The 24,271-nt window shown below is 72.6% G+C and carries 26 protein-coding genes; 13 read left to right on the top strand and 13 right to left on the bottom strand.

Going from position 1 to position 24,271, the window contains the following annotated elements:
• Positions 1 to 51: 51 nt before the first annotated feature.
• On the bottom strand, positions 52 to 1,326 hold the full coding sequence (locus tag ACYVLT_RS23490) for an MFS transporter (RefSeq protein ID WP_461122359.1): 1,275 nt from the start codon (positions 1,324 to 1,326) through the stop codon (positions 52 to 54).
• Between the two features lie 96 nt (positions 1,327 to 1,422).
• Between ACYVLT_RS23490 and ACYVLT_RS23485 the strand changes: the two genes are divergently transcribed.
• The gene (locus ACYVLT_RS23485; RefSeq protein ID WP_461122785.1) at positions 1,423 to 2,082 is read left to right on the top strand and encodes a response regulator transcription factor; all 660 of its coding nucleotides are present in this window, start codon (positions 1,423 to 1,425) and stop codon (positions 2,080 to 2,082) included.
• Positions 2,075 to 3,295: a sensor histidine kinase gene (locus ACYVLT_RS23480; protein WP_461122358.1), complete on the top strand. Its 1,221-nt coding sequence runs from the start codon at positions 2,075 to 2,077 to the stop codon at positions 3,293 to 3,295. Before ACYVLT_RS23485 ends, ACYVLT_RS23480 begins: the two co-directional genes overlap by 8 nt.
• 107 nt (positions 3,296 to 3,402) lie before the next feature.
• Here ACYVLT_RS23480 and pdxH read toward each other — a convergent pair whose 3' ends face one another.
• Positions 3,403 to 4,059 (bottom strand): pyridoxamine 5'-phosphate oxidase, encoded by a 657-nt coding sequence (pdxH, locus tag ACYVLT_RS23475; RefSeq protein WP_461122357.1) that lies wholly within the window; start codon positions 4,057 to 4,059, stop codon positions 3,403 to 3,405.
• Between the two features lie 170 nt (positions 4,060 to 4,229).
• On the bottom strand, positions 4,230 to 4,967 hold the full coding sequence (locus ACYVLT_RS23470) for an urease accessory protein UreD (protein WP_461122356.1): 738 nt from the start codon (positions 4,965 to 4,967) through the stop codon (positions 4,230 to 4,232).
• 77 nt (positions 4,968 to 5,044) lie between these two features.
• Between ACYVLT_RS23470 and ACYVLT_RS23465 the strand changes: the two genes are divergently transcribed.
• Complete coding sequence (locus tag ACYVLT_RS23465) at positions 5,045 to 5,560, top strand: DUF4232 domain-containing protein (protein ID WP_461122355.1); 516 nt, start codon at positions 5,045 to 5,047, stop codon at positions 5,558 to 5,560.
• Here the strand turns inward: ACYVLT_RS23465 and ureG are convergent.
• The 5 genes from ureG to ACYVLT_RS23440 are packed head-to-tail and all read right to left on the bottom strand — an operon-like array spanning position 5,530 to position 9,213.
• Positions 5,530 to 6,210: an urease accessory protein UreG gene (ureG, locus tag ACYVLT_RS23460; RefSeq protein ID WP_360458296.1), complete on the bottom strand. Its 681-nt coding sequence runs from the start codon at positions 6,208 to 6,210 to the stop codon at positions 5,530 to 5,532. The two genes, ACYVLT_RS23465 and ureG, sit on opposite strands and share 31 nt — an antisense overlap.
• 4 nt (positions 6,211 to 6,214) lie before the next feature.
• Positions 6,215 to 6,865 (bottom strand): urease accessory protein UreF, encoded by a 651-nt coding sequence (locus ACYVLT_RS23455; RefSeq protein WP_461122354.1) that lies wholly within the window; start codon positions 6,863 to 6,865, stop codon positions 6,215 to 6,217.
• Positions 6,865 to 8,577 carry an urease subunit alpha gene (locus ACYVLT_RS23450; RefSeq protein WP_461122353.1) on the bottom strand — a complete coding sequence of 571 codons (1,713 nt, stop codon included), beginning with the start codon at positions 8,575 to 8,577 and terminating at the stop codon, positions 6,865 to 6,867. Before ACYVLT_RS23450 ends, ACYVLT_RS23455 begins: the two co-directional genes overlap by 1 nt.
• A complete protein-coding gene (locus tag ACYVLT_RS23445) occupies positions 8,574 to 8,900 on the bottom strand; it encodes an urease subunit beta (protein WP_461122352.1) in 327 nt (108 codons plus the stop codon). Before ACYVLT_RS23445 ends, ACYVLT_RS23450 begins: the two co-directional genes overlap by 4 nt.
• A gap of 10 nt (positions 8,901 to 8,910) precedes the next feature.
• The gene (locus ACYVLT_RS23440; protein ID WP_360458209.1) at positions 8,911 to 9,213 is read right to left on the bottom strand and encodes an urease subunit gamma; all 303 of its coding nucleotides are present in this window, start codon (positions 9,211 to 9,213) and stop codon (positions 8,911 to 8,913) included.
• A gap of 186 nt (positions 9,214 to 9,399) precedes the next feature.
• On the opposite strand from ACYVLT_RS23440, the gene ACYVLT_RS23435 reads away from it, so the two are divergent.
• The 7 genes from ACYVLT_RS23435 to ACYVLT_RS23405 all read left to right on the top strand — a co-directional run bounded on the left by ACYVLT_RS23435 (position 9,400) and on the right by ACYVLT_RS23405 (position 14,755).
• Positions 9,400 to 10,512 (top strand): citrate synthase 2, encoded by a 1,113-nt coding sequence (locus ACYVLT_RS23435; RefSeq protein ID WP_461122351.1) that lies wholly within the window; start codon positions 9,400 to 9,402, stop codon positions 10,510 to 10,512.
• The gene (locus tag ACYVLT_RS23430; RefSeq protein WP_461122350.1) at positions 10,509 to 10,904 is read left to right on the top strand and encodes a polysaccharide biosynthesis C-terminal domain-containing protein; all 396 of its coding nucleotides are present in this window, start codon (positions 10,509 to 10,511) and stop codon (positions 10,902 to 10,904) included. Before ACYVLT_RS23435 ends, ACYVLT_RS23430 begins: the two co-directional genes overlap by 4 nt.
• Positions 10,905 to 11,065: 161 nt before the next feature.
• A complete protein-coding gene (serC, locus tag ACYVLT_RS23425) occupies positions 11,066 to 12,199 on the top strand; it encodes a phosphoserine transaminase (protein ID WP_461122349.1) in 1,134 nt (377 codons plus the stop codon).
• 342 nt (positions 12,200 to 12,541) lie between these two features.
• Entirely contained in the window at positions 12,542 to 13,456 is a 915-nt protein-coding gene (gene sepH / locus ACYVLT_RS23420) for a septation protein SepH (protein ID WP_461122348.1), read from the top strand.
• Positions 13,457 to 13,617: 161 nt separating this feature from the next.
• Positions 13,618 to 13,902: a hypothetical protein gene (locus tag ACYVLT_RS23415; RefSeq protein WP_461122347.1), complete on the top strand. Its 285-nt coding sequence runs from the start codon at positions 13,618 to 13,620 to the stop codon at positions 13,900 to 13,902.
• Positions 13,903 to 13,941: 39 nt separating this feature from the next.
• On the top strand, positions 13,942 to 14,316 hold the full coding sequence (locus tag ACYVLT_RS23410; RefSeq protein WP_461122346.1) for a hypothetical protein: 375 nt from the start codon (positions 13,942 to 13,944) through the stop codon (positions 14,314 to 14,316).
• Positions 14,309 to 14,755, top strand: a complete 447-nt coding sequence (locus ACYVLT_RS23405) for a hypothetical protein (RefSeq protein WP_461122345.1) — start codon at positions 14,309 to 14,311, stop codon at positions 14,753 to 14,755. Before ACYVLT_RS23410 ends, ACYVLT_RS23405 begins: the two co-directional genes overlap by 8 nt.
• On the opposite strand, the gene ACYVLT_RS23400 is transcribed toward ACYVLT_RS23405, so the two are convergent.
• Positions 14,756 to 15,013 carry a hypothetical protein gene (locus ACYVLT_RS23400; RefSeq protein WP_461122344.1) on the bottom strand — a complete coding sequence of 86 codons (258 nt, stop codon included), beginning with the start codon at positions 15,011 to 15,013 and terminating at the stop codon, positions 14,756 to 14,758.
• 203 nt (positions 15,014 to 15,216) lie between these two features.
• Between ACYVLT_RS23400 and ACYVLT_RS23395 the strand changes: the two genes are divergently transcribed.
• Complete coding sequence (locus ACYVLT_RS23395) at positions 15,217 to 16,893, top strand: ABC transporter ATP-binding protein (RefSeq protein WP_461122343.1); 1,677 nt, start codon at positions 15,217 to 15,219, stop codon at positions 16,891 to 16,893.
• Complete coding sequence (locus tag ACYVLT_RS23390) at positions 16,890 to 18,743, top strand: ABC transporter ATP-binding protein (RefSeq protein ID WP_461122342.1); 1,854 nt, start codon at positions 16,890 to 16,892, stop codon at positions 18,741 to 18,743. The genes ACYVLT_RS23395 and ACYVLT_RS23390 overlap by 4 nt, the downstream gene beginning before the upstream one ends.
• Before the next feature lie 82 nt (positions 18,744 to 18,825).
• Here the strand turns inward: ACYVLT_RS23390 and ACYVLT_RS23385 are convergent, their stop codons facing one another.
• Together ACYVLT_RS23385 and ACYVLT_RS23380 are read right to left on the bottom strand one after the other, a co-directional pair.
• Entirely contained in the window at positions 18,826 to 19,503 is a 678-nt protein-coding gene (locus ACYVLT_RS23385) for a DUF2537 domain-containing protein (RefSeq protein WP_461122341.1), read from the bottom strand.
• 37 nt (positions 19,504 to 19,540) lie between these two features.
• Positions 19,541 to 20,317 carry a TrmH family RNA methyltransferase gene (locus ACYVLT_RS23380; protein ID WP_461122340.1) on the bottom strand — a complete coding sequence of 259 codons (777 nt, stop codon included), beginning with the start codon at positions 20,315 to 20,317 and terminating at the stop codon, positions 19,541 to 19,543.
• Positions 20,318 to 20,522: 205 nt separating this feature from the next.
• Between ACYVLT_RS23380 and ACYVLT_RS23375 the strand changes: the two genes are divergently transcribed.
• A complete protein-coding gene (locus tag ACYVLT_RS23375; RefSeq protein ID WP_461122339.1) occupies positions 20,523 to 22,022 on the top strand; it encodes a glutamate-cysteine ligase family protein in 1,500 nt (499 codons plus the stop codon).
• Between the two features lie 158 nt (positions 22,023 to 22,180).
• Here the strand turns inward: ACYVLT_RS23375 and ACYVLT_RS23370 are convergent, their stop codons facing one another.
• Positions 22,181 to 22,591: a hypothetical protein gene (locus ACYVLT_RS23370; RefSeq protein ID WP_158848477.1), complete on the bottom strand. Its 411-nt coding sequence runs from the start codon at positions 22,589 to 22,591 to the stop codon at positions 22,181 to 22,183.
• Positions 22,592 to 22,595: 4 nt separating this feature from the next.
• Entirely contained in the window at positions 22,596 to 24,206 is a 1,611-nt protein-coding gene (locus ACYVLT_RS23365) for an ABC-F family ATP-binding cassette domain-containing protein (RefSeq protein WP_461122338.1), read from the bottom strand.
• Positions 24,207 to 24,271 lie beyond the last annotated feature (65 nt).

The raw sequence follows: 24,271 nt of genomic DNA, 5'->3' as shown, positions 1-24,271 counted from the left end.
CTAACCTGCGAAAACTGAGGGCGTTCTCAGCGTTTCCGCAGGTCAGGGGCATCACCTAGGGATGTCCCCCGAGGGCAGCGGGTCGGGCGTGAAGCGGTAGCGCCGGATCGCCGGGATCGCCACCACGGCCAGCCCGGTCGCGACCACGACGAGCACACCGCCGATGGCGGTGGCGTTGCCCGGGCCGATCAGGGCGCCCGTGGTGCCGTGCAGGAGGTCCGCCAGCCGGGGCCCGCCCGCCACCACCACGATGAACACGCCCTGCATCCGGCCGCGCATCTCGTCCGGCGCCGCCGACTGGAGGATCGCGCTGCGGAACACCATGCTGACCATGTCCGCCGCGCCGCCCAGGGCCACGAACACCACGGCCAGCCACAGGGCGTGCGACAGGCCGAACCCGATCATCGCCACACCCCACGCGACGATCGCGTACACGACGCCCATGCCGTGGCGGTGCACCCGTGACGTCCAGCCCGACGTCAGGCCGAACAGCATCGCGCCCAGCGGCATGGCGGCGAACAGCAGGCCCAGCGCCAAACCACCACCGGGCGGGTCGCCGAACGTGTTCTCGGCCATCTCCGGGAACAGCGCGCGCGGCATGCCGAACACCATCGCGATGATGTCCAGCAGGAAGCTCGCCAGCAGGATCTTCTGCAACGCCAGGTACTTGAACCCGTCGACCACGTCCCGCACACCGGCGCGCCTCGACGGGCCGCTCAACGGCGGGAGCGGCGGCAGCTTCCAGACCGCCCAGATCGTCAGCGTCAGGGCGATGGAGTCGACCAGGTACAACGTCGACAGGCCGACCACCGGCATCAGCGCGCCGGCCAGCAGCGGTCCGAACACGCCGCCGAACATCATCACCGTCGCACCGAGCGCGGTGGCGGCCGGGATCTGCTCGGCGGGCACGAGCCGGGCGATGGACGCGGTGCGGGCGGGGGAGTTCACGGCGAAGAACGCCTGTTGCAGGCCGAGCAGGGCGATCACCAGCCACACCGAGTCCACGTGCAGCGCGGCCTGCGCCCACAGCAGCACGGACGTCACCGCGATGCCGATGTTGGTGACGACCAGCAGCTTGCGCCGGTCCACCACGTCGGCGATCGCGCCGCCGTACAGCCCGAAGACCAGCAACGGCACCAACGCCACACCGGCCGACACACCAACCCAGCCCGACGACCCGGTGAGGTCGTACACCTGCTTGGGCACGGCCACCGCGGTCAACTGGCTGCCGACGGCCGTGACGACGGTCGAGAGCCACAGCCGGCGGAACGCCACGACCTTCAGCGGTCGGGTGTCGATGGCAATCTTCCCCAGCACTCTCCGCACGGTCGTTAGCGTACGGTAACTAACAACCTCTTTACCGGGACCTCGACCACGGCGAAGTCACCGCGCGGCGCGCACACCGTCCGTAAGGTGCACGGTGTGCGACTGCTCGTGGTCGAGGACGAGGTCCGGTTGGCCGAGTCCCTCAAAGCCGGGCTGGAGGCCGAGGGGTACGCGGTCGACCTCGCGTTCACCGGGCCGGACGGGCTGTGGATGGCGGCCGAGCACCCCTACGCGGCGATCGTGCTGGACATCCTGCTGCCCGGGCTGAACGGCTTCCGGGTCTGCCGACGACTGCGCGTGGCCGGCAACTCCACGCCGATCCTGATGCTCACCGCCAAGGACGGCGAGCTGGACGAGGCCGAGGCGTTGGACACCGGCGCCGACGACTTCCTCTCCAAGCCGTTCTCCTACGTCGTGTTCCTGGCCCGGTTGCGGGCGCTGATCCGGCGCGGCGGGTCGGCGCGGCCGAGCGTGCTGCGGGTCGGTGACGTCGAGCTGGACCTGGGCAGGCGGGAGTGCCGGTCGGGCGGCGTGCTGGTGCCGTTGTCGGTCAAGGAGTTCAGCGTCCTGTCGTTCCTGCTGTCCCGGCCGGGCGAGGTGGTGAGCAAGGTCGAGGTGCTGGCAGGGCTGTGGGACTTCGCCGCCTCGCCCGACCCGAACCTGGTCGAGGTCTACGTCAGCTCGATCAGGCGCAAGCTCGGCCGTGACGTCATCCGCACGGTCCGCGGCGCGGGGTACGTGGTGGCCCGTGGATAGGGTCCGGATCGCGGTCGCCGCCGCCCTGGTCGCGGGCGCGTTGCTGGCGGCCGGCGTGGCGTGGCTGGTGCAGCAGATGGAACTGCAGGTCGAACGTCAGATCATCGCCGACGCCGACGCACGCGCGCACGAGGGCGCCGACCGGCTGGCCAGGTTGCTCGTGGCCACCGGCGACCTCGCGGCGGTGCGGTCGATGGGCGCCGCCATCGGGCCGTTCGAGGTGGTCGACCAGGAGTACGAGGTGGTCGCGAGCTGTCCACCGACGGAGTCGCCCGTCAACCTCGGCAGCCTGTCGGGCCCCTCGCGGGTGCTGAAGCGCGACACCACCCGGATCCGGCTGGACGACGGCCCGCACGACTGCCTGGCGCCGAGCCTGCGACGCGACGGCAACGAGCTGGAGGTCCAGGTCGCCGCGGTCACCACCGAGCGGTACGAGGTCCGCGTGGCCGCGCCGATCGGCGACGTCGACCGGACCGCCGTGGACGGCGTCCGGGGGCTGTTCCGGGCCGCGGTACCGGCCGCGGCGCTGCTGATCGGCGTGCTGGCCTGGTTCGCGACCACCACCAGCGACACGCTCGTCCGGCTCCACGCCGCGCTCGACCGGCAGCGGCGGTTCACGTCGGACGCCTCGCACGAGTTGCGCACGCCGCTCGCCTCGGCCCGCACCCAGCTCGAAGTGCTGCTCGCCCACCCCGACCGGGTCGACTGGCGGCGCACCGCCGAGAACACCGTGCTCGACCTCGACCGGATGCAGGCGGTCGTCACCGACCTGCTGCTCCTCGCCCGCCTCGAACACCGCGCCGCCGAACGCGTCGACCTGGCCGAGCTGGCCGGCGTGCCCGGACCGATCGAGGTGATCGGCGACCGCGCCCACCTGCGACGGGTGCTGCGCAACCTGCTCGACAACGCCGAACGGCACGCGTCGTCGCAGGTCACGGTGACCGTGACGGCCGAGGGCGGCACGGCGGTGCTGCGGGTCGCGGACGACGGGCCGGGCATCCCCGCGGCCGACCGGGACCGGGTCTTCGAGCCGTTCGTGCGGCTCGACGAGGGCCGTGCGCGCGACGAGGGCGGGGCGGGGCTCGGTTTGGCGATCGTGCGCGAGGGCGTGCGGGCGCACGGCGGCACGGTCACGATCGAGGACGGCGACCGCGGCGACGGCGGTGACCGTGCCGGCGGCACGGTGGTGGAGGTCCGGCTGCCCCTGGCCTGAGGGATCCCCCGAGGAGGACCCGCCGTGGAAGACCTGCTCGTGAGAACGGCCCCCGCCACGCATCGGGTGGTGGCAGGGGCCGGTCACGTCGTGCTGGTGCGCCGCGGCTACGGCGCGACGCGCTGCACTTCCCAGCCGTCACGGCCGAGGCGGAAGCGGAGGCGGTCGTGCATGCGGTCGCGGCGGCCCTGCCAGAACTCGACCTCCTCCGGCCGGATGCGCCAGCCGCCCCAGTGCGGGGGTACGGGTACCCGGTCGGAGTCGGCGAACTGCCGCTCGACCTTGTGCAGCGCGCTCTCCAAAGTGGAGCGACCGCCGACGACCCGGGACTGCGGCGACGCCCAGGCGCCCAGCTGCGAGCCGCGCGGGCGGCTCTCCCAGTAGCCGGCCGTCTCGGCGGGCCCGACCTTCTCCACGATGCCGCGCACGTGGGCCTGCCGCTGCATCGCGAACCACGGGAACGTGGCGGAGGCGTACCGGGTGGCCATCAGGTCGTGGCTCTTGGCGGAGGTGTAGTTGGTGAAGAACACCAGACCGCGCTCGTCCAGGCCCTTGGCCAGCACGGTGCGCGAAGAGGGGCGGCCCTCGGTGTCCGCGGTCGCGAGGACCATCGCGTTCGGCTCCGGCAGACCGGCGCCCGCGGCCTGGTCCAGCCACAGTTGCAGCTGTTCGTGCCAGCTGGCCGCGAGGTCACCCTCCGTGAGCGATCCTTGTTCGTAGGACACCCGCATCGACGGCAACGCGATGTTCGTCGTCTCCGACATCCCGACCTCCCGGAGCGTACTTCGGCCTGGCCAAGGCACTTGTGGCACCTAGCGATCCAGCGACCGTACGGGTTCCCGGCCCGGGGCGAAACCGCCCGCACGGTGATGACCGCCACCCGATCCGTGACTTTCGGTGTGACCGGCGCCTCGGAATCGTGTCCGAGATCGAGTCAGACCCCGGCCGAACCGGGATGTCTGGACCGCGCCTGGTCGAGCGCGCGGTCGACGGTCACCACGTCGTCGGCCACGGCGGTGGTCAGGCTTCCGCCGCAGGCCAGCGGAACGAGCGACCACCACGGTCGGGACACCGCCGCCGGCAGGTCGTCGCCCCAGCACAGGAGTTCGGTGCCGAGCACCCGGCGCCCCACCAGGCCGGCCGGGCTCGCGTCCACTTCGGGCGTTCCCAAGTGAGACGTCTGCTTGATCAGCGGACCGCCGCGCCGGACGTCGAGGGTCGTGGTGAGCAGGCCCGACCGCTCGTTCGACCGACCGAGGACCACCACGTCCCGCGCACGCAGCCGAGCGCCTTCCCCCATCCGTGCGCGGAACACCGCCTCGTGGCACGCACGCGCCGTGACGACGGTCGGCTCCGGCAGGTAGGACATCGACGCGCCGTCGGCCAATTCCACGTCGACGAGGGCACGGCTGCCGCCGGGGTGGCGACCGGGCAGCGCGAGCGTCGCGGCCACCCCGCGCAGCTCCAGCGACGCGCCGGGGCCGACCGTGACGCGCAGTTCGAGGTCGTCGCCGCCCAACGGCGCGGTGACGGCGCTGACCAGGTGCACCAACGCCACCTCGGCCCGGCCGCGGTGCGGCACGAGGCGCAACGGGGCCATGGACCTCATGTCGCGCACCACGGTTCGCCCGTTCGGGTCGCGTTCCACGACCAGGTGGGCCCGCGCCCTCACCGGAGCAACCCCCGTGACCCCCGACACGTCATCAGGTCGGGTGGAACTCCCACCCGCGCGTCTCGGGGGAGATCGTGATGAGGAGATTCGTCGCAGTGGCCGCGATCGTCGCGGCCGTGTCCGTCACCGGGGGAACCGCCGTCGCGACGGCCGGAGTCGGGGCCGGGGCGGCCACGTGCCGCTCGGTGGACCTCGACATCGGCTTCGGCCGCGTGGAGGGCGCGGCGGGGACGGTGTACCGGGAGGTCGTGTTCACCAACCGGGGCCTGCACACGTGCGTGCTCCGAGGATTCCCAGGAGTGTCCTATGTGGACGCCCACGGGAACCAGGTCGGCGCCGCGGCGACCCGCGTCGGCGACCGCGGCTCGTTGCTGACCCTGCCGCACGGCGGCACGGCGATCTCGGACGTCGGGTTCGCCCAGGTCGACAACTTCGACCCGGACGTGTGCCGCAAGACGCCCGTCTGGGGCATCCGCGTGTTCCCGCCGGACGAGACCGTCCCGCTGTACGAGCCCATGCGGGACCAGCACGGCTGCGCGGGCGACGTCAGCCCGTTCGGCGATCAACTGACCGCCGCGAGCGTGCGGAGCTGAGCGCGCACCCAGTCGGCCACCGCGGGTGCGTCCGGTGTGTCCACAAGGGACTGGCTCAGCACCGGTAGCTCGCCGCGCATCCGGTGGGCGTCGGCCGTCATGACGCCGAGGTCGGCGCCCACCATGGGCGCGAGGTCGGTCTTGTTGATCACCAGCAGGTCCGCGGTGGTCACGCCGGGGCCGCCCTTGCGCGGCACCTTGTCGCCGCCCGCCACGTCCACCACGAAGATCTGCCGGTCCACCAGCCCGCGGCTGAACACGGCGGTCAGGTTGTCCCCGCCGCTCTCGATGATCACCAGCTCCAGGCCGGGGAACCGGTGCTCCAGCAGCTCCACCGCGTCCAGGTTGGCGGTGATGTCGTCGCGGATCGCGGTGTGCGGGCACGCGCCGGTCTGCACCGCCTCGATCCGGTCGACGTCGAGCACGCCGGCGGCGCGCAGGAAGTCGGCGTCCTCGGTGGTGTAGATGTCGTTGGTCACGACGGCGAGGTCCACGCTGCCGCCCAACGCCCGGCACAGCGCGGCGGTCAGCGCGGTCTTGCCGCTGCCGACCGGGCCGCCGATGCCGAGGCGCACGGCGCGGTGGGCGTGGTCGTGCGCGTGGTGCGGGTCGTGTCCCGCGTCGGTGGGGTCGAAGTTCACCGGGTGCACGTGGTCAGCTGACAAAGAGACGCACCTCTTCGGAGTGGTGGCGGTCGTGGGATTCGGCCAGCAGGTCCAGGCCGGGCGCGCTCGGCGCGGGCAGGTCCTCGGGCGGGGTGTCGGCGTGGGCGGCGGCCGCCGCGGCGACCGCGTCGATCTCGGGCGCGAGCCGGGCCAGTGCCGCGTTGACCCCGAACGGGTCCAGACCCAGCAACCGGATCGCCCCCGTCGCCGGACCCGTCACCGCGTGGTAGGCCACGGTCTGCGCGGCCTCGAACGGCTCGCCCACGAGCACGCCGACGATGACCGGGTGGTGCGGCCGGGGCGTGACGCGCAGCAGCTCGGCCAACGCGGGCGTCGGCCACGCCTTCGAAGCCGCCCGCGCGATGCCTCGGCCCTGCACGCGTGAGGCGTTGCGCTGGGCCGGTGACGGCGTGCGGGCGTCGAGCTCGGCGTCCAGCTCCGCGTACCGGCCGCGGGTGGCGGCGGCGGCGAACACCGCGGCCAACGCCCCCGCCGTGCGCAGCCTGCCGAGCAGGAACGACCGCAACGACGCCTGGTCGGTGACCAACCGCCGCGCGACGGCCTCCTCCAGCCCGCCCGAGTGCGCGTGACCACCGCCCGGGAAGCGGGAGTCCGCGATCATCAGCGCCGCGAGGTTCATCAGAACAGGAAGTAGCGCTGGGCCATCGGCAGCTCCGCCACGGGCTGCGGCTCGACCAGCTCGCCGTCGATGCGCACGGCGAAGCTGTCCGGGTCCACCTTCACCGACGGCATCGCGTCGTTGAGCACCATGTCGGTCTTGGTCACGCCGCGGGTGTTCCTGATCGGCACCAGCGGTCGGGCCAACCGCAGCACGTCCGCCAGGTCCGCGTCGACCGCCTGCTGCGACACGAAGTGCACGCTGGCGCGCGCGGCCGAGTGCGCGCCGAACATCGGCCGCGCGAAGATCGGCTGCGGGGTGGGGATGGACGCGTTCGCGTCACCCATCGCGGCGTGCGCGATGAACCCGCCCTTGAGCACGACCGACGGCCGCACGCCGAAGAACTTCGGCTCCCACAGCACCAGGTCGGCCAGCTTGCCCACCTCCACCGAGCCCACCTCGTGGTCGATGCCGTGCGCGATGGCCGGGTTGATCGTGTACTTGGCCACGTACCGGCGGGCGCGCAGGTTGCCGGCGGCCCCACCGCCGGCGAGGTCGCCGCGCCGCCGCTGCATCACGTGCGCGGTCTGCCACGTCCGGATGATGACCTCGCCGACCCGGCCCATGGCCTGCGAGTCGGAGCTGATCATCGAGATCGCGCCCAGGTCGTGCAGGACGTCCTCGGCCGCGATCGTGGTCGGCCGGATGCGGCTCTCGGCGAACGCCAGGTCCTCCGGCACGGACGGGTTGAGGTGGTGGCACACCATCAGCATGTCCAGGTGCTCTTCGAGCGTGTTCACGGTGTGCGGGCGGGTCGGGTTGGTCGAGGACGGCAGCACGTTCGGCTCGGACACCACCTGGATGATGTCCGGCGCGTGCCCGCCGCCCGCGCCCTCGGAGTGGTAGGCGTTGATCGACCGGCCGGCGATGGCGGCCAGGGTCGACTCGACGAACCCGGCCTCGTTGAGCGTGTCGGTGTGGATGGCCACCTGCACGCCCGACTCGTCCGCGACGCGCAGGCACGCGTCGATCGCGGCGGGCGTGGTGCCCCAGTCCTCGTGCAGCTTGAACCCGCCCGCGCCACCGGCCAGCTGCTCACGGAGGGCGTCCTCGCGGGTGGTGTTGCCCTTGCCGAGCAGCAGCACGTTGACCGGCATGTGGTCCATCGAGGCGAGCATCCGGCCCAGGTTCCACGCACCGGGCGTGACCGTGGTGGCCTTCGTGCCCTCGGCCGGTCCCGTGCCGCCGCCGATGAGCGTGGTCAGGCCGGACGCGATCGCGGTGTCCACGATGCCGGGGGTGATGAAGTGGACGTGGCAGTCGATGCCGCCCGCGGTGAGGACCTTGCCGTTGCCCGACAGCACCTCGGTGGACGGGCCGATGACCAGCGCCGGGTCCACGCCGTCCATGGTGTCGGGGTTGCCCGCCTTGCCGATGCCCACGATCCGGCCGTCGCGCACGCCCACGTCGGCCTTGACCACGCCCCAGTGGTCGAGCACGACCGCGCCCGTGATGACCAGGTCCGGCGCGCCCTCGGCGCGGGTGGCGACGCCCTGGCCCATCGACTCGCGGATCACCTTCCCGCCGCCGAAGATGACCTCGTCGCCCGAGCCCGCGCCGCGGCTGCGGTCCTCGGTGACCTCGATCAGGATGTCGGTGTCGGCCAGCCGGATCCGGTCCCCGGTGGTGGGGCCGAGCAGTTCGGCGTAGCGGCGGCGGCTGATCTCGTTCACCGGTCCCGCTCCCCCGCGTCCAGGCTGCCCGCCCACTCGGGCCGCAGCCCCGGCACGTGCCGGGCGCCCGCGATCGGCACCAGGGTCACCTCGCGCTCCACGCCCGGCTCGAACCGCACCGCCGTGCCCGACGGGACGTCCAGCCGCTTGCCCCACGCGGCCTCCCGGTCGAACTCCAGGCCGGGGTTGACCGCGGCGAAGTGGTAGTGCGACCCGACCTGCACCGGGCGGTCGGCCGCGTTGACCACGACGAGCGTGGTGCGCGGCCGGCCGGGGTTCAGCTCGACCGGCTCGTCGCCGGTGATGATCTCGCCAGGGACCACGGACTGCTCCTCACACGATCGGGTGATGCACGGTCACGAGCTTGGTGCCGTCCGGGAAGGTCGCCTCGACCTGCACCGACTCGACCATCTCCGGCACGCCGTCGAGGACCTGGTCGCGGGTGAGCACGTGCCTGCCGCTGTCCATCAGCTCGCTGACCGTCCGGCCGTCCCGGGCGCCTTCGAGCACGTGGTCGGTGATGAGCGCGACCGCTTCCGGGTAGTTCAGCACGACGCCCCGGTCGAGCCGCCTGCGCGCGACGTCGGCCGCCACGTGGACCAGCAGCTTGTCCCGCTCGTGCGGTGTCAGGTGCATGGCTCGTGGTCTATCACGGGAAACGACCCGAACGCGGAACGGAAACAAGGGCTTAACGGTCACGCCCCCGTTCTGAATCGGTTCCTTGATCGTGACCGACGACACGCGCGGTCGCGATTGCCGGCGGGTCTGAAGGGGAGCAAGGTTTCTCCAACTCTTTACTTTCGCCGAGAAGGAGCGCACAGCGTGGTGCAGACCGAGGACGACGGTTTCCGGCCAGGTCTCGAAGGCGTGGTCGCCTTCCGCACCGAGATCGCCGAACCGGATCGCGACGGTGGCGCGCTGCGCTACCGCGGCGTGGACATCGAGGACCTGGCCGGCCAGGTGAGCTTCGGCAACGTGTGGGCGCTGCTGGTCGACGGCCGCTTCGGCCCCGGCCTGCCGCCCGCCGAGCCGTTCCCCATCCCGGTGCACACCGGTGACGTGCGGGTGGACGTGCAGGCGGCGCTGGCCATGGTCGCCCCGATATGGGGTTACGAGCCGCTGCTGGACATCACCGACGAGCAGGCGCGCGAGCAGCTGGCGCGGGCCTCGGTCATGGCCCTGTCGTACGCGGCGCAGTCCGCGCGGGGCATCGGCCGGCCCGCCGTGCCGCAGCGCCGGATCGACGAGTGCACCACGGTGACGGAGCGCTTCCTGACCCGCTGGCGCGGCGAGCCGGACCCGGCGCACGTGAAGGCGCTGGACTCCTACTGGGTGTCGGCCGCCGAGCACGGGCTGAACGCCTCCACGTTCACCGCCCGGGTGATCGCCTCCACCGGCGCGGACGTCGCGGCCTCCATGTCCGGCGCGATCGGCGCCATGTCCGGCCCGCTGCACGGCGGCGCGCCCGCGCGGGTGCTGCCGATGATCGAGGAGGTCGAGCGGACCGGCGACGCGCGCGGGTACGTGAAGGGCGTGCTCGACCGGGGCGAGCGGCTGATGGGCTTCGGCCACCGGGTGTACCGGGCGGAGGACCCGCGGGCGCGCGTGCTGCGGCGCACGTGCCTGGAGCTGGGCGCGACCCGGTACGAGGCGGCGAACGCGCTGGAGCAGGCGGCGCTGGCCGAGCTGCGGGAACGGCGGCCGGACCGGGCGATCGAGACCAACGTCGAGTTCTGGGCCGCGGTGATCCTGGACTTCGCGCAGGTGCCGCCGCACATGATGCCCGCGATGTTCACCTGCGCCCGCACCGCCGGGTGGTCGGCGCACATCCTGGAGCAGAAGCGCACCGGCCGGCTGGTCCGGCCGTCGGCGAAGTACGTCGGGCCGGGGCCGCGCAAGCCGTCCGAGGTGGAGGGCTGGGAAGAGATCGCGTGACCGACCTGCCCGTGTCGCCGCTGACGTCGTTCGGCGACCGGCGGGGCGTCGGGTTCTCGCTGGTCACCGCGCAGTTGGCGGCGTTCGGGCCGATCGCGGACGTGCACGTGGCGTCCGTGCGGCCCGGTCACGTGCGCGGCGAGCACCACCACCCGCGCGGCGAGCTGCTGGCCGTCGTGTACTCCGACGCGTGGTCGCTGCACTGGGACACCGGCGCGGGCACCGCCACCCACCACCGGTCGTTCACCGGGTCGGGCGGTGTCGTGGTCGCGCCGCCGCCGGGGTGGGCGCACGCCGTGCGCAACGACGGCGCCGCGGACCTGTGGCTGTTCGTGGCGTCGGACGCGCCGTACGACCCGGCCACCACGTTTCCCCGCCGGGTCACCGACTAGGCACGGTCGGTGATCGGTCGTTCGTGGACTGTCCACTGCCGAATGCCGGACGTGACCAGGGACACCCGCATGTCACCGCGCGGCCACGCGGCTGCAACACTGGAGGCCCCGGCAACGGCGCCGGTCGTGCCGACCCCCTCCCCGCAACCGGAGGCTTCGCGATGACCCAGACCGCCGACCCGACCACGTTGGTCCTGCCCTCCGACCTGCAGCCGTCCGACGGCAGGTTCGGGTGCGGGCCCTCCAAGGTCCGTCCCGAGGCCCTCGCGGCGCTCGCGGCCGAGGGCGCCGCGCTGATGGGCACCTCCCACCGGCAGAAGCCGGTGAAATCCCTGGTCGGCTCGGTGCGCGCCGGTCTGCGGGAGCTGTTCTCGCTGCCCGAGGGCTACGAGGTCGTGCTCGGCAACGGCGGCACCACCGCGTTCTGGGACGCCGCCGCGTTCGGCCTGGTGCGCGAGCGCGCCCAGCACTTCACCTACGGCGAGTTCTCCTCGAAGTTCGCCAAGGTCACCTCCGACGCGCCGTTCCTGGGCGACTCGATCGTGGTCAAGGCCGACCCGGGCAGCGCCCCCGAGATCACCTACGCCGAGGGCGCCGACCTCGTCGGCTGGGCGCACAACGAGACCTCGACCGGTGTCGCGGTGCCCGTCGCCCGGCCGGCCGGCTCGGACGGCGCGCTGGTCGCCATCGACGCCACCTCGGGCGCGGGTGGCCTGCCGGTGGCGGCGGCGGACTACGACGTCTACTACTTCGCGCCGCAGAAGTGCTTCGCCTCCGACGGTGGGCTGTGGATCGCGCTGATGTCGCCGGCCGCGCTGGAGCGGGTCGCCGAGATCGGCGCGTCGGGCCGCTGGGTGCCGGAGTTCCTGTCGCTGACCACCGCGCTGGACAACTCCACCAAGGAGCAGACGTACAACACGCCGTCGCTGGCGACGTTGTTCCTGCTGAACGACCAGATCGAGTGGATCCTGGGCAACGGTGGCCTGTCGTGGGCCGTGGAGCGCACCGCCGACTCGTCGTCGCGGCTGTACTCGTGGGCGGACTCCACTTCGTACACCACCCCGTACGTGGCCGACCCGGCGCACCGCTCGCAGGTCGTCGGCACGATCGACTTCGACGACTCGGTGGACGCGGCCGCAGTGGCGAAGGTGTTGCGCGCCAACGGGATCGTGGACGTCGAGCCGTACCGCAAGCTGGGCCGCAACCAGCTGCGGGTGGCCATGTTCCCGGCGGTCGAGCCGACCGACGTGAGCACGCTGACCAAGGCCGTCGACTGGGTCGTCTCCCAGCTCTGACCGCGTTCCTCCGGTGTGGGGGCCGTCCCGGGCGTCGGGGCGGCCCCCACACCGCTGTTCGGCGGCCGTTGCGCCGAACGGCCCAGCCGGGTTCCCCGTGCCGCCCGCCGCGCCCGGCCGGTCGACCGGGTGCTTCGGGAAGCCGCACCCGGCGCGAGCACGGGCCGCGACGCCGCGCCGTGCCTGCGCGAAGGTGAACCTTCCGGTAACGGACGTGCGGACACCGGCGACATACGGCAAGATCACACGAAGATATCGGTGACCACGGCGAGTCTCCCCCGTCAAGGCGGCACGCCGCATTAACGTGTGCAGTCGGCGAGGTGAGCCATCCGGGAGGCCATGATGCGAGCGTTGCGAGTCATCGGGCTCGAAGACGACGGCAAGTCCGTCATCCTCGAGGACCCGGATCGCGGCGAGCGCTTCGTGCTCCCCGCCGACGAACGGCTGCGCGCGGCGGCACGCGGCGACCTCACCCGGCTCGGCCAGATCGAGATCGAGGTCGAGAGCCAGATGCGGCCGCGCGAGATCCAGGCGCGCATCCGGGCGGGCGAGTCCGTGGCGCAGGTCGCGGCGGCGGCCGGCCTGCCCGTGCACCGGGTCGAGCGCTACGCCTACCCGGTGCTGCTGGAGCGCTCCCGCACCGCCGACCTGGCCCAGCGCGCCCACCCCGTCCGCGAGGACGGCCCGGACGTGCAGACGCTCGGCGAGGTCGTCGCGCACTCCTTCGGCCTGCGCGGCCAGGAGTACGCCGACGTCAGCTGGGACTCGTGGCGGGGCGAGGACGGCCGCTGGGTGGTCCAGCTGCACTGGACCGCGGGCAGGTCGGACAACCTGGCGCACTGGGCGTTCCACCCGGGCGCGCAGGGCGGCACGGTGACCGCGCTGGACGACGGGGCCATGGAGCTCATGGACCCGAACCCCAACCGGACGCTGCGCACGGTCCGGCCGGTCACCCAGCTGGCCCGCCAGGCGCTGGAGCTGGAGAAGTTGGAGGAGCCGGAGATCCTCGCCCGCGAGGAGCCCGCCCCACCGCCTCCCCCTCCGCCGCCGGTCCAGGAACCGGAGCCGACCCCGGAGCCCGCTCCGGTGGCCGAGGAACCGCCCGCGCCGGCCGCACCCGCACCGCAACAGCCGGCGGTGGGCGCCAAGCCGCAACCGGCCCGCAAGGACCCGCCGCCCAAGCGCGGCAAGAAGAACCACCCGATCGTGCCGTCGTGGGAGGACGTCCTGCTGGGCGTCCGCTCCACCCGCGGCTAGCAGGCAGCGACGAGGAGGGCCCCCGCCGACGGCGGGGGCCCTTTTCGCGTAGGAGTGCTCAAAACGGGTGCGGTCCAGGTAGCCGAGGATCACTCACATGGGGCGAGTCGCACGGCGGTACGGCTGGGTGACGGCGGTCGACGGCCTCCTGGGTGCCGACTGTGGGCTTGGTCCACGTAGCGGGCCGGGCCTGCGCGAGCGACTTCGGGTGCCAGGTCGGCTTCGCGCTCTCGGTGCCGTTCCTGCCGGTGGCGGGCTGGTTGACGGCCTGGTTCCTGCTGCGCCGACCGGTCGTCGACCGACCGGGTGTCACCGCGGTGCCGGACGCGGTGGTGGCCGTGCTGCTGTCGATCACCGGCCTGGGCTTCGCGGCGCTGTCGGCGTGGCCGGCCGCGGTCGGCGTGGGCGCGCTGTCGTTCCTGATCGGCGGCATGCTCTCGGCGTGAGCGGTTTACCGCGAGTGATCACCCGGGTAACCCGCCGCCATGCTGGGACGACTGGTCGTCGGCGCCGCGTTGGGCGCCGGGTTGGGTGCGGCCTGGTGGGGGCTGCGCGAGTTCATCGCGTCCGGGACCGTCTGCTCGACCGACGACTGGGACTGCCTCGCCCTCGGCCTGCTCGCGATGCCGATCAGCCTGGTCGTCGGCGTCCTGCTCTCCTGGGTCGTGCTGAAGGCGGCCCGGCAGGACCGCGCCCTCGGCTTCGCCGCCGTCGGCGTCACGTTCACCGCCGCGCTCACCCTGCTCACCGTGTGGGTCTCGGTGCCGGCCGGGTCCGTGGCCGCCGGTGTGCTCGGCTTCGTGCTGGCCGCACCGGTGACAGCACGGCACCCGGTCAGCCACACTGCTGCCCGTGAGTGACACGTCGCGCGTCCCGGGCACGCCGGGCACCACCGCGGGCGGCTTCGCGTTCAAGGTGCTCAAGCGCGTCGTGCTGTCGGCCCTCGTCGGCGCGGCGCTGCTCTTCGCGTGGATCCGGGCCTACCGCAGCGGGGTGCTCGACCGGGTGGTCAACGAGACGACCCTGGGCGAGTTCATCCTGCTCATCGTGGTCGGCCTGCCGATCGCGCTGCTGGTCAGCGCCCTGCTGGCGGGGCCGCTGCTGTGGCTGCTGAAGGTGCGACCGGTGTGGCCGATCGTGTTGATCGGGCCGATCCTGCTGGGCCTCGCGCACTACTTCAAGGTGCCCGAGGAGTTCGCCGGGCTCGGAGACAAGTGGACCGTGCTCGTCGTGCTGGCGGGCGTCAGCTACGGCGTGGCCGGGCTGATCACCGCACCGACGATCCTGCGCAAGAAGTAGCTAGTCCGGCACCGGCACGGCGTCCAGCACCGCCTCCTCGAAGCCCTCGAACCGGCACCACCGCACCGCGTCCTCCCGGCTGATCGGCCGCGCGCCCTCGGGCCGCGGACCTCCCACCACGTCCCACCCGTCCGCCGCGAGGACGTGCAACCGCCCGCCGCGCACCGCCAGCAACCTGCCGCGCGGGTACGCCATGCTGGGCTCGGCCCGCAGGAACCGCACCTCCACCGTGACCTCCACCTGACTCGTCGACCGCACCGGGCGCCGGCTCCTTGACCTCCACCTAGCTGGAGCTTGCAGCCTCGAACAAGGGAAAACAGGATGCCGATAGTCGGTCCACCTTCGTACCGTCAGGGTGGACCGGAGGGGGACTCGTGTCGGAAGACCGTACTTCCACAGCCGCGACACTGCGCAGGCTGTGGCCGTACCTGAAGCCCGTTCGCACACCCGTCGTGCTTGCCATGGCCGCCACCATGCTCGCGATGATGTGCGGCCTGGGCATCCCACTGATCACCCAACAAATCGTGGACGGCCCGATCGCCGACCGCGACCTGGGCGCGTTGCCGCTGCTCATCGGCGTCATCGTGCTGCTCGGCTGCGCCGAGGCCGCGCTGTTCTACGCCCGTCGCAAGCTGATCGCCGGACCGGCGTCGGACGTCGAGGCGCGGATGCGGGCCGAGCTGTACCACCACCTGCAAGACCTGCAGGTGGCCTTCCACGACCGGTGGCAGTCGGGGCAGTTGCTGTCGCGCGCCACCACCGACCTCACCCAGGTGCGGCGGTTCGTCGGCTTCTCCGTCATCTTCCTGGTGATCAACATCCTGGTCGTGGCGACCGGGCTGGGCGTGCTGTTCTGGTTGGCGCCCGTCATGGGCCTGATCGTGCTGGCGGGCACGTTGCCGCTGGTGGCGCTGTCGTACCTGTTCGAGACGAAGTTCAAGGTCGTCGCCCGCCGCGCGCAGGACCAGTCCGGCGACCTGACCACCGTGGTCGAGGAGTCGGTGCTCGGCATCCGGGTGCTCAAGGCGTTCGGCCGCGGCCCGCACCTGACCAGGCGGTTCGCCCGCCAGGCCCGGGAGCTGCGGGACACCGAGGTCGCCAAGGTGCGGATCTTCGCCGCGCTGTGGGCCGTGCTGATCGTGCTGCCCGAGCTGGGCATCGCCGGTCAGCTGGCGTTCGGCTCGATCGGCATCGCCAACGGCACGATGACCGTCGGCACGCTCGTCGCGGCCGTCACGGTGAGCGCTTACCTGCGCTGGCCGGTCGACTCGATCGGGTGGTTGTTGGCGGAGACGAACTCGACCGCGTCGGCGCTGGAACGGTACTTCGAGGTGATCGACAGCGAGGTGACCGTGACCAGCCCGGCGAACCCGAGACCCGCCACCACACCGGTGCGCGGGCACGTCCGGTTCGAGGGCGTCCGCTACCGGCACCCCGGCGCGGAGCACGAGGTGCTGCGCGGCGTCGACCTCGACATCCGGCCGGGCGAGACCGTGGCCCTGGTCGGCGCCACCGGCTCGGGCAAGACGACGGTCACCGCGCTCGTGCCGCGGCTGGCCGACGTCACCGCGGGCTCCGTCACGGTCGACGGCGTCGACGTGCGCGAGCTCGACCTGGCCGAGCTGCGCCGGATCGTCGGCACGGCGTTCGAGGAGCCGATCCTGTTCTCCGCGAGCGTCACCGAGAACGTGGCGCTCGGCTCGGCGGACGTCACCGAGGAACGGGTCCGCGAGGCGTTGAAGGTGGCGCGGGCCGAGGAGTTCGTGGACGCCCTGCCGTGGGGCCTGGACACCCGGATCGGCGAGCAGGGCCTGTCGCTGTCGGGCGGTCAGCGGCAGCGCCTCGCGCTGGCGCGCGCGGTGGCCGGGCACCCGGCCGTGCTGGTCCTGGACGACCCGCTGTCCGCGCTGGACGTGCACACCGAGGCCGAGGTGGAGGCCGCGCTGCGCCGCGTGCTCAAGGGCGTGACGGCGCTGGTCGTCGCGCACCGGCCGAGCACGGTGCAGCTGGCCGACCGGGTGGCGATGCTGGTCGACGGCCGGATCGCGGCCGTCGGGACGCACGGGGAACTGTTGGCGGACAACGAGGAGTACCGCAACCTCCTGTCCACCATGGAGGACGAGGAGGTGGCGGCGTGACCACGGGGCACCAGCCGGCGCTCGAACCGGAGCAGGACGAGGAGGCGTGGCGCGGCGTCGGCGCGGAGGACGTCGAGGACGTCGACTACGCGACCGGGGTGAAGTTGCAGGCCCGCTCCCGCCGCCTGCTCGGCGAACTGCTGCGCCCGCACACCAGGGCCGCGATCCTGGCGCTGCTGATCGTGGTGACCGAGAACGTGGTCAACCTGGCCGGTCCGCTGCTGATCGCGGCGGCCATCGACACCGGCGTCCCGGCCGCGCTCGACGGCAGGCCGGACGCGCTGGCCTGGTGCGTCGGCGGGTACGTGGCGGCGGCGATCTCCGCGACGCTGCTGCGCTGGTCGTTCGTCCGGCTCACCGGCCGGATCGGCCAGGACGTGCTCCTCGTGCTGCGGGAACGCGTTTTCCGGCACGCCCAGCGCCTGTCGGTCTCGTTCCACGAGAAGTACACCTCCGGCAAGGTCATCTCGCGCCTGACCAGCGACGTCGACTCGCTCCAGGACCTCGTGGAGGAGGGCCTGGACGGCTTCTTCAGCTCGATGCTGTCGCTGCTGGGCATCTCGGTCGTGCTGCTGTACCTGGACGTGCCGCTCGCGCTCGTCGTGCTCTCCGGGTTCCTGCCGCTGATCCTGCTCACCCGCTGGTTCCGCCGCCGTTCCGGGCACGCCTACCGGCACACGCGCGGCGCGATCGCGAAGATCATCGTGCAGTTCGTGGAGACCATGAACGGCATCCGCGCGGTGCAGGCGTTCCGGCGCGAGCGGCGCAACGAGAAGATCATGGCCGAGCTGAACGGCCGGTTCCGCGACGCCAACACCGACGCGATGGGCGTGATGGCGGCGTTCACCTCGCTGGTGCGGGTGATCGGCAACCTGTCGCTGGCGGTGGTCCTCGCGTGGGGCGCGCTGCGGGTGGCGAACGGGCAGCTCGAACTCGGTGTGCTGGCCGCGGTCACGCTGTACGTGCGGCGGTTCTACGACCCGTTCGACCAGCTGGCGATGTTCGCCAACGCCTACGCGTCCGCGACCGCGGCGCTGGAGAAGATCTCCGGTCTGCTCGAAGAGCAACCGCAGGTCCGCGAGCCGGAGGAGCCGACGCCGCTGGGTGACGTGCGGGGCGCGGTGCGGTTCGAGGGGGTCGAGTTCCGCTACTCCGACTCGACGCCCGTGGTGCTGCCGCCGTTCGACCTGACCGTGCCCGCCGGGCAGACCGTGGCACTGGTCGGCGCGACCGGCGCGGGCAAGTCGACGCTGGCCAAGCTGGTGGCCCGGTTCTACGACCCGACCGCGGGCTCGGTCCGGCTGGACGGGGTCGACCTGCGGTCGGTGGCCGACGCCGAGCTGCGGCGCGCGGTGGTCATGGTGACGCAGGAGAACTTCCTGTTCGACGGGTCCGTGCTGGACAACATCGCGCTGGGCCGCCCGACCGCGACCCGCGAGGAGGTCGAGGCGGCGGCACGGGCGGTCGGCGCGGAGGCGTTCATCCGGGCGCTGCCCGAGGGCTACGACACCGACGTGCGCAAGCGCGGCGGGCGGCTCTCGGCCGGGCAGCGGCAGATGGTGGCGTTCGCGCGGGCGTTCCTGGCCGACCCGGCGGTGCTGGTGCTCGACGAGGCCACGTCCAGCCTGGACGTGCCGACCGAGCGTGCGGTGCAGCGCGCGCTGGAGACCGTGCTCGCCGAGCGGACGGCGTTCATCATCGCGCACCGGCTGTCGACCGTGATGATCGCCGATCGGGTGCTGGTGCTCGACGGCGGCCGGGTGGTGGAGGACGGCACGCCGGAGGAGCTGATCGGCGGACGCGGCCGGTTCGCCGCGCTGCACACCGCGTGGCGGGACTCCCTGGCCTGACCGGGGGCTCTCGCCGGGGGTTCCGGCCGGCCAGGACGCCGGTCGGAGCCCCCGGCCGAGGGCTACCCGGCGGAGCTACCGGTCAGACGGGCGCGAGGACGGTCGTCAGGAGCAGGGAGAGCCAGGCGGCGAGGACGCCCGCGACCACGCCGTAGGCGACCCACCGCCACACCGGCACCTTCCGGGCCAGCCACACCGACGGGGCGATGCCGCCGACCACCAGGACGTTGGCCAGCAGGGCGAGCCACTGGCTGGTCTCGCCCAGGCCGACCGACAGCGTGTAGACGGTGAACGTCACCACCGCGGCGACGATGAAGCTGACCGTCAGGCCGGTGGCCCAGGGGGTCGGCTCCTGAGGCACCGGTTCCTCGGCGTCCGGCTCGTCGTCCACCCCGGTCCCGTCGGCCCCGTCGATCCCGTCGACCGCGGTCCCGTCGACCGCGTCGACCTCGTCGGCGGGCGCGCTCGGGACGTCCACGACGACCTGCTCACCGGTCACCGGGTCGGTGTACTCGACGGGGGTGTTCATGTCCGCGGCCAACCGGCCGGCCAGTTGACGCCCCCTCCTGGTCACCAGGGCGCTCGCGGCGCCGTCGGAGGGTGCGTCGGCACGCGCCACCGCGTCGGCCACCTTCGCCCACTCGTGCAGCGCGTCGGCGAGACCGGCGCCGAGCGGGAGGGTGTGCGGATCGACTTCCCGCTCGCCCGCGTCGTCGCGGCCCGCGAGCACGGCCCGACCGTCCTGGACCCGCAGTTCCACCTACGTCCTCCTCTGCTCGGGGTGAAACGTAGCGCGTTCAGGCGATCGCGTAGAAGGCGATCGCGGCCGCCGTCGCCACGTTCAGGGAGTCGACGCCCTCCGCCATGGGTATCCGGACGGCCAGGTCGGCCGCCGCGATGGCCTCGTCGGTCAGGCCCGGGCCCTCCGATCCGAGCACCACGGCGACCTTGCGGCCGCGCAGGCCGGCGTCCGCCAAGCTCTTCGAGTCGGCACGCGGGGTGAGGGCGGCGACCGTGAAACCGTTGCGCCGCAGCAGGTCGAAGCCCTCGGCGAGGTTCGGCACCGACGCGAACGGCACCCGCAGCACGTGACCCATCGAGACGCGGACGCTGCGCCGGTACAGCGGGTCGCTGCACCCCGGGCCGAGCAGCACGCCGTCGATGCCCAGCGCGGCGGCGTTGCGGAACAACGAACCCAGGTTCTCGTGGTCGCCGACGCCTTCGAGCACGGCCAGCCGCCGGGCCGACGCGACGAGGTCGGCCACGTCCGGCTGGGGCGCCCGGTCGGCGGCGGCCAGCACGCCCCGGTTGAGGTGGAACCCGACCACCTCGGCCATGACCTCGGCGGACGTGACGTACGCGGGCGCCGGGAGGTCGCCGAGGGCCTCCACCCGGCGGCGCACGCCGAGCAGCCCGCGCACCGGGTAGGGCGAGGCCAGGAGTCGTTCGACGACCACCACGCCCTCGGCGATGACGAGCCCGCGCCCGCCGGGCCGGTCCGGTCGGCGGTCGGCCGTCGACAGGTCCCGGAAGTCGTCCAGCCGGGGGTCCGCCGGGTCGTCGATCTCGATCACCCCAGCAGTGTCCCACCTCCACTTAGGTGAACGGTCCTCGCAGAAGGAGGCACGTGAGCGCAAGCCCACCACCAGCGAGTTCTCGCTGATTGTTACCAGCATGTGACAGAGAGCACCGATTTGGACGCTGGCGGGCAAGTGCTTGCTGTGTCACGGTTGGCCTCCGCTAAGCCCGCCGGAGCAGCCCTACCGATTGGGAGGCGGCATGGGTACGGATGTGTCCAGTCGGACGTTCACCAGAGAGGACCGCCAGCGCTATCGCGAGCGCATGCAGCGGTGCATGGACGCGCTGGGAACCATGCTGGTCGAGGACAGCTTCTCCTTCCCGAGGCAGCAGATGGGGCTGGAGATCGAGCTGAACCTGGTCGACGGGGCCTGCCGGCCCGCGATGGCCAACTCCGAGGTGCTGGAGAAGATCGACGATCCGTCGTTCACGCTGGAACTGGGTCAGCACAACCTGGAGGTCAACGTCCCGCCGCGCGAGCTGGCCGGTGACGAGACGCTGGACCTGGAGCAGGAGCTGGTCTCCACGCTGGCGTCGGCCGACGTCAAGGCGCACGACGCGGGCACGTCGATCGTGATGATCGGGGTGCTGCCGACGTTGCGGCACGAGCACTTCGACCGGCGGTGGTTGTCGCAGCAGCCGCGGTACACGACGTTGAACGACCAGATCCTCGCGGCGCGCGGCGAGGCGGTCGTGCTGTCGATGGAGGGCTCGCCGCTGCCGGGGCGGGCGGGCGAGCGGCTGTCCAGCTACGCCGAGTCGATCATGCCGGAGGCGGCTTGCACGTCCGTGCAGCTGCACCTCCAGGTCGCGCCGGACGACTTCGCGGCGCACTGGAACGCGGCGCAGGCGTTGGCCGGGGTGCAGGTGGCGATCGCGGCGAACTCGCCGTTCCTGCTCGGTCGGGCGTTGTGGCACGAGACCCGGATACCGCTGTTCCTCCAGGCCACGGACACGCGTTCGCAGGAGCTGAAGAACCAGGGCGTCCGGCCGCGGGTGTGGTTCGGCGAGCGGTGGATCACGTCGATCTTCGACCTGTTCGAGGAGAACGTGCGGTACTTCCCGGCGTTGCTGCCGGAGACCGGCGACGAGGACCCGTTGGACGTGCTCGGGTCGGGCGGCACGCCGTCGTTGACGGAGCTGCGGTTGCACAACGGGACCGTGTGGCGGTGGAACCGGCCGGTGTACGACGTGGTCGACGGCGTGCCGCACCTGCGCGTGGAGAACCGCGTGCTGCCGGCCGGGCCGACGGTGCTGGACACGATGGCCAACGCCGCGTTCTTCTACGGCGCGCAACGGGCCCTGACCACGCTGGAACGTCCGTTGTGGACGCAGATGTCCTTCCACGCGGCGGAGGAGAACCTGTACGCCGGTTCGCGGCACGGGATGGGCGCGCAGCTGTACTGGCCGGGTATCGGCTGGGTACCGCCGGACGAGCTGGTCCTGCGCCGCCTCCTGCCGCTGGCGCACGAGGGGCTGCGCGCGTGCGGCGTGTCCGACGAGGCGCGCGAGCGGTACTTGGGCGTGATCGAGGCGAGGTGCCTGGCGCGGCGCACGGGGTCGCAGTGGCAGCGCGAGACGGTGGCGCTGCTGGAGGAGCGGGGCGCGGACCGGGACGCCGCGCTGAGCGCCATGCTCGGGCGCTACGTCGAGCTGTCGCACGCGGGCGAACCCGTGCACACCTGGCCCGTGGGCGATTAGCCCACGACCACGACCTGCCCGCCGCGCGTCGGGGCACGGCGGGCAGGTCATCCACCTGGTCCAGGTTCCGGGCACCCGGTTGCCCGCCCCCGGTCGCTCCGACCTCCCGACCAGTCCCGACCCGGTCGACGAGGGGGCGTCAGGGTCAGCCGCGGAGGTCAGCGGCGGCGGCCGGCTTTCAGGGGGGCGACGTCGGCGCCGTCGTGGGAGCTGCGGCACTCGTCGGGCGTCACCGCCTCCACGGCCAAGGTCAGCATGCCCTTCACGCCCGTGTAGATGCTCTCGCCCGCCGACGCCAGCGACGTGTGCACCCGGTTCGAGTCGGAGAAGTCGCGCTCGTCCTTCGTGCGCTTCTTCCCGGCCTCCTCCGGCTTCGTCGCGCTGCGCAGGTTGACCTCCAACCACGCGGCGACCTCGGTCGGCGTGGTCAGGACCTCTTCCGGCGTGCGCTCCAGGCGCTCCTGGCGCGGGGAGGCGTGGTCGAGGGACGTGTGCTCCACATAGGCGTGCCAATGCGTGTTGCGCAGTGACCACGTCTGCTCGATCGGCCAGTCCTCCTCGGTGCCCATGCGCCTATCTTGCCAGGGTCCGCACGTCCAAGGTGTGGTCAACCCCCACTGCCGCGGCCAACCGGCGGTCGTGGGTGACGAGCAGGAGCGTGCCCTCGTAGCCCTCCAGCGCCTGTTCGAGTTGTTCGATGGCCGCCACGTCGAGGTGGTTGGTCGGCTCGTCCAGCACCAGGCACGTGGTGCCCCTGGCCTGCAACACGGCCAACCCGGCCCTGGTCCGCTCGCCGGGCGACAGCGAACGGGCCGGCCGCAGCACGGCGTCGGCGCCCACCCGGAACTTCGCCAGCAACGTCCGCGCCGCCACGTCCGACAGCCCGGTCAGCGCGGTCACCACGTCCAGCACCGGCTCGTCCACCGCGAAGTCGGCCCGCACCTGGTCGACCTCGCCCACCACGACCGCGGGCCCCTGACTCCGGTCACCCGAGTCGAGCGGCAGCCGGCCGAGCAGCGCGCCGAGCAACGTCGACTTGCCCGACCCGTTGGGCCCGGCGATGCGCCAGCGCTCCCCCGCGCCGATGGTGAGGTCGATCGGACCGAGCGTGACCTCGCCCCGGCTGACCACCGCGTCGCGCAGGGTGAACGCGACCTGGCTGCCCCGCCCCGCGCTGGGCAGCGTCAACCGCAGTTCCCACGGCTCGCGCGGCTCCTCGACCTCCTCCAGCCGGTCCAGCGCGCGGTCCACCGTGGACGCCTTCGCGGTGAGGTTCTCCGCGCCCTGCTTGGCGAAGAACTTGACGAACTTGTCGCTCTCGTCGGACTTCGCGTTGCGCCGCACGCCCTGCCGCGACCACTCGCGGGTCTGCCGGGACCGCTGCGTCAACGAGTCGCGCTTGGCCGCGTACGCCTCGTACTCCTCCCGCGCCCGCTGCCGGGCACGAGCCTGCTCCTGCACGTAGGCGTCCCACCCGCCGCCGAACACGGTCACGCCGTGGCTGAACTCGTCCAGTTCCGCGATCGCGGTCGTGGTGCGGGCCAGGAACTCGCGGTCGTGGCTGACCAGGACCATCCCGGCACGGCTGCGCAGCACGTGCGACTCCAGGACCTCCAACCCGGCCAGGTCGAGGTCGTTGGTCGGCTCGTCGAGCAGCAGCACGTCGGCCGTGGTCAGCAGCACGGCCGCGAGCCGCAGCCGCGCCGCCTGCCCGCCGGACAACTCGCCCGACCCGCGCTCGTCCAGCAACGTCGCGGGCAGGCCGAGCCGTTCGCACACCTCGTCGGCGCGCTCGGCGAAGTCGGCCGCGCCGGACGCGGTCCACCCGTCGAACGCCCGCGCGTAGGCGTCGTCGGCACCCGGTGCGCCTTCGCTCAAAGCCCGCGTGGCGGCCTCGAACGCGCGCTCGGCCGACGCCACACCGGTGCGGCGGGCGAGGTGGTCGCGCAGCGACTCGCCGGGCCGGACCTCGGTCTCCTGGGTCAGGTGCGCGACCACGCCGCGAGCGGTGACCGCGCCCGAGTCCGGGACCAGCTCACCGGCCAGCACGCGCAGCAGGGTGGACTTGCCCACGCCGTTCGGCGCGAGCAGGCCTATGCGCTCACCTGCGGGAACATCGAGGTCGACCTCCGAGAGCACGGTCCGCGGACCGAACGACAGCGTCACGTTCCTGGCTGTCAACACCATCCGATCGTGACACGTCGACCCGCGCTCGGCACGTGAGTTTCCCCCGGCCGGAACCCGGACCC

The organism is Saccharothrix stipae, from assembly GCF_054781895.1.
Note: the sequence above shows the minus strand (reverse complement) of the source record. Positions and strands in the feature narration are given on the sequence as shown.

Excerpts from the sequence above, each read along its gene's own strand:
- ACYVLT_RS23455 (WP_461122354.1), bottom strand. The coding sequence starts at position 6,865 with ATGAACCTCGCGGCGCTGATGATCGCGGACTCCCGCTTCCCGGGCGGT.
- ACYVLT_RS23465 (WP_461122355.1), top strand. The coding sequence starts at position 5,045 with ATGAGGAGATTCGTCGCAGTGGCCGCGATCGTCGCGGCCGTGTCCGTC.
- serC (WP_461122349.1), top strand. The coding sequence starts at position 11,066 with ATGACCCAGACCGCCGACCCGACCACGTTGGTCCTGCCCTCCGACCTG.
- ACYVLT_RS23440 (WP_360458209.1), bottom strand. The coding sequence starts at position 9,213 with ATGCACCTGACACCGCACGAGCGGGACAAGCTGCTGGTCCACGTGGCG.
- sepH (WP_461122348.1), top strand. The coding sequence starts at position 12,542 with ATGCGAGCGTTGCGAGTCATCGGGCTCGAAGACGACGGCAAGTCCGTC.
- ACYVLT_RS23410 (WP_461122346.1), top strand. The coding sequence starts at position 13,942 with ATGCTGGGACGACTGGTCGTCGGCGCCGCGTTGGGCGCCGGGTTGGGT.
- ACYVLT_RS23375 (WP_461122339.1), top strand. The coding sequence starts at position 20,523 with ATGGGTACGGATGTGTCCAGTCGGACGTTCACCAGAGAGGACCGCCAG.
- ACYVLT_RS23395 (WP_461122343.1), top strand. The coding sequence starts at position 15,217 with ATGGCCGCCACCATGCTCGCGATGATGTGCGGCCTGGGCATCCCACTG.
- pdxH (WP_461122357.1), bottom strand. The coding sequence starts at position 4,059 with ATGTCGGAGACGACGAACATCGCGTTGCCGTCGATGCGGGTGTCCTAC.
- ACYVLT_RS23370 (WP_158848477.1), bottom strand. The coding sequence starts at position 22,591 with ATGGGCACCGAGGAGGACTGGCCGATCGAGCAGACGTGGTCACTGCGC.